Genomic DNA, 3,927 nt, shown 5'->3' on the forward strand with positions numbered 1-3,927 from the left:
ATTCATGGCGGGCGAGCTCGGAGATCTTCCGGGCGGCTGGCCGGAGCCGTTCCGCTCGAAGGTGCTGCACGGGCGCGAGGTGAAGACGGGGGTCACCCCCCTCACCGACACCGAGACGAAGGCGCTGGCGGGGTCGTCCGACGAACGACGTCGCGCGCTCAATGCGCTGCTCTTCCCGGCGCCGACCCGGGCGTTCGAGCAGTCCCGCGAGGTGTTCGGCGATCTCAGCGTGCTCGACACGGCCGACTACCTCTACGGCCTCGAACCGGGCGCCGAGCACGTCGTCGAGATCGACCGCGGCGTGAAGCTGTTCGTGGGCCTGGAAGCCATCGGCGAGGCCGATGACAAGGGCATGCGCACGGTCATGACCACCCTCAACGGACAGCTGCGCCCCGTCTTCGCACGGGACCGCAGCATCACCGTCGAGACGCATCAGGCCGAGAAGGCCGACACGTCGCGACCGGGCCAGGTCGCCGCGCCGTTCTCGGGTGTCGTCACGCTCAAGGCCGCCGTCGGCGATACGGTCTCAGCAGGTCAGCCGGTCGCGTCGATCGAGGCGATGAAGATGGAAGCGGCGATCACCGCGCCCGTCGACGGCGTGGTCGAGCGGCTCGCGGTCGCGGCGACGGCGCAGGTCGACGCGGGCGACCTTTTGGTCGTCATCCGGCCCGCGGGATAGCCTGGACGGCGCGCGATCGCGCGTGAGAACCCCAGGAGTACCCCGTGAGCCCCGATCAGCATGACCACTCGCCGGACGACGAGGCGGCCGAAAACGCCGTCCTCGACGATGGCGGGAACCTCGACACGCATGCCATCGGGCTGCTCGGCACGTCGACACAGCAGGTGTCGGTCTCGCTGCCGGTCGATCGCGACGATGATGACGAAGACGTCATCGATGATGAGCTTCCCGTGTCCGGTGAGGTCGCCGCGCCCGCCGGTACGGCGGCTTCGGAATCCCTCGAGGAGGACGACGAGATCGTCGAGGGCCACCTCGAGACCGGAGAACAGCCGTCGGTGACGGTGGATGCCGACGTGCACACCGCCGAGATCGTCACCGACGCGGCGGAAGACGTCGATGACGGGCCGGCGTTCGTCGAGCCCGCACGCGATGACGTCCCCAGCCGTGACGAGAACGGGCCTGTGGCGGGCGCCGCACCACCGACGACGTCGGCCGCGACCGAGCCGGCGCCGACGGTCCCCAGAACGGGATCGGTGCCGACGACGCGGCGTGAGGCGCAGCATCCGGGGGAGACGCGCGTCCTCGATCGCGGCGAAGGCGGCGACCGCGTCACGACGCGAGCAGACATCACCCTGTCGTCCAAGCGCCTCGGCGAGTTCGAGCCCGACCGCGAGACCGCGGACCTGCTCACCGCCGACCGGCTGCTCGACCGCACGCAGCTGTCGCGTCCCGAGCCCGAGGGGTACTGGCAGCAGCTGATCTACGCGCTCTCGGGTCGGCGGATCAACCTCGGCGACAGCCGGAAGGCTCAGGCCCGGAAGGGGCTCGACCGCCGGATCGGGGCGCCGCTGCCCGGTGCCGCCCGTTTCGTCCCCGTCGTCTCACGCAAGGGCGGAGTGGGCAAGACCACCGTCACCGCGTTGCTGGGGATGGCGCTGGCCGACGCGCGCGACGACCGCGTCATCGCCGTCGACGCCAACCCCGATCGCGGCACGCTTGCCGACCGCATCGGCCGGACAGGCGGACGGACCGTCCGAGACCTCGCCCGCGTGCGCGGCGAGGTGTCGGGATACAGCGACATCTCGGCCATCGTCGCCCGAGACGAGACGCGCCTCGACGTCCTCGCGTCCGATTCGGACCCGCAGGTCTCGGAGGCGTTCAGTGGACGCGACTATCACGACGTCGCGAGTCTCGCCGCCCACTACTACTCGATCGTGCTCACCGACACCGGCACCGGCATCGTGCATTCGGTCATGGGAGCCACGCTCGAACTCGCCGACCAGCTCGTGCTCGTCGCCGGGCTGAGCGTCGACGAAGCGCGCCTCGCGTCCGAAACGCTCACCTGGCTCGAGACGAACGGCTATGCCGACCGCGTGCGGAACGCCGTCGTGGTGCTCAACAGCGGTCGCCCGGGTGCCCCGCTCGTGCAGCTGGACCAGCTCGACGCGCACTTCCGCACGCGCGTGCGGGCGGTGGTGCGCATGCCGTACGACGCCCACATCGCCACGGGGTCCTCGATCGTGTTCCGCGATCTGAACGCCGCCACCCGGGACGCCGCACGCGAGCTCGCCGCGGTCGTGGTGGAGGGCCTGCGGACCGCGACGGCGGCTGCCTGACATGGCCGTGCGCGCGATCCGCGTCTTCGGCGACCCCGTGCTGCGCGCTCCGAGCGCGACGATCGAGGTCATCGACGACGGCGTCCGCTCCCTCGTACGGGATCTGCTGGACACCGTGGAGCTGCCTGGGCGCGCCGGTGTCGCCGCGCCCCAGATCGGCGTCGGTCTTCGCGCCTTCAGCTACAACATCGACGGGGACATCGGCTATCTCCTCAATCCGGAGATCGTGGAGGTCTCGGGAGAGCCGGAGTACATCGGCGAGGGATGTCTGTCGGTTCCCGGACTCTGGCACGACGCGCTCCGCTACCCGCATGCGGCAGCCCGCGGTATCGACCTCGATGGACGCGAGGTCGTCGTCGAGGGCGAAGGCCTCATGGCCCAGGCGCTGCAGCACGAGACCGACCATCTGGACGGAAAGCTCTACCTCAGTCGGCTGACCCCTGAATCCCGCAAGGTCGCGATGCGGCAGATCCGCGAATCGGAGTGGTTCTGACGATTCCGGTGCCGGCTGCCCCGAGGGCACCGGAATCGCCTTCGCGTCAGGTCAGCGAGACGTTGGTCGTGTTCACCGGCACGGCGTAGATCTCGTCGATCTCGGTGGCGAAGTCGCTCATGATCACGTTGCGCTTGATGCTCATCTTCGGAGTGAGATGACCCGACGCCTCGGTCCATTCGGTGGCGAGGATGGTGAACTTGCGAATCGACTCGGCGCGGGACACGAGGGTGTTGGCGTGGTCGATGGCCTTCTGCACCTCGGCACGCACCGCGTCGTTCTTCGCTGCGTCTTCGAGGGGCATGTCCGCGGGCAGGCCGTTGTTCGACAGCCAGGTCGGAAGCATCTCGGGATCGAGCGTGATCAGCGCGGAGATGAACGGCTTCTGATCGCCGACGACGACCACCTGGCCGATGATCGGATTGGCGCGGATCGGGTCCTCCAGAGCGGCCGGGGCGACGTTCTTGCCACCGGCGGTGACGATGATCTCCTTCTTGCGCCCCGTGATGGCCAGGCAGCCGTCGCTGTCGAACGTGCCGATGTCGCCGGTGCGGAACCACTCGCCGTCGAATGCGGCGGCCGTGGCCTCCGGGTTGCGCCAGTACTCCTTGAACACGTTGACGCCCTTGACCTGGATCTCGCCATCGTCGGCCAGACGCACACCGACACCCGGGATGACCGGGCCGACGGTGCCGATTTTCATCTGCTGGGTCGTGTTGACCGTGGCCGGCGCCGTGGTCTCGGTGAGCCCGTAGCCCTCGAGGATCACGACCCCCAGGCTGTGGAAGAAGTGACCGAGCCGCGGACCCAGCGGGGCCGACCCCGACACCGCGTAGATGACCCTGCCGCCCATGGCGTCGCGGAGCTTGCTGTAGACGAGCTTGTCGAACAGACGGAACTTCAGGCGCAGGCCGAGCGGAATCTTGCGACCCTCCTGCTCGAGCTTCGAGTGCTCGATGGCTGTTTCGGCGGCGGCGTGGAAGATCTTGCCCTTTCCTCCGGCTTCGGCCTTCTGCTCGGCCGAGTTGTAGACCTTCTCGAACACGCGGGGGACGGCCAGCAGATAGGTCGGCTTGAAGGAGCCGAGGGCGGGGAGCAGCTGCTTGGTGTCGGGTTGGTGCCCCGTCTTCACACCGGCG

The 3,927-nt window shown here is 68.9% G+C and carries 4 protein-coding genes; 3 read left to right on the forward strand and 1 reads right to left on the reverse strand.

Going from position 1 to position 3,927, the window contains the following annotated elements; translation table 11 throughout:
* The 3 genes from B4E30_RS07840 to def form a co-directional block, all read left to right on the forward strand.
* Window positions 1–679, forward strand: a 679-nt coding sequence (locus tag B4E30_RS07840; RefSeq protein WP_286794523.1) for a biotin/lipoyl-containing protein, incomplete at its 5' end; no start/stop codon positions are given.
* 44 nt (window positions 680–723) lie between these two features.
* Window positions 724–2,295: a MinD/ParA family ATP-binding protein gene (locus tag B4E30_RS07845; RefSeq protein ID WP_286794526.1), complete on the forward strand. Its 1,572-nt coding sequence runs from the start codon at window positions 724–726 to the stop codon at window positions 2,293–2,295.
* A 1-nt stretch (window position 2,296) separates the two neighbouring features.
* Window positions 2,297–2,788: a peptide deformylase gene (gene def, locus B4E30_RS07850; protein WP_194383302.1), complete on the forward strand. Its 492-nt coding sequence runs from the start codon at window positions 2,297–2,299 to the stop codon at window positions 2,786–2,788.
* Window positions 2,789–2,834: 46 nt separating this feature from the next.
* Here def and B4E30_RS07855 read toward each other — a convergent pair.
* Window positions 2,835–3,927, reverse strand: a 1,093-nt coding sequence (locus B4E30_RS07855) for an AMP-dependent synthetase/ligase (protein ID WP_286794528.1), incomplete at its 5' end; no start/stop codon positions are given.

It is taken from the genome of Microbacterium sp. UBA3394 (assembly GCF_002358725.1).
Classification (GTDB): domain Bacteria; phylum Actinomycetota; class Actinomycetes; order Actinomycetales; family Microbacteriaceae; genus Microbacterium; species Microbacterium luteum.

Excerpts from the sequence above, each read along its gene's own strand:
- def (WP_194383302.1), top strand. The coding sequence starts at position 2,297 with ATGGCCGTGCGCGCGATCCGCGTCTTCGGCGACCCCGTGCTGCGCGCT.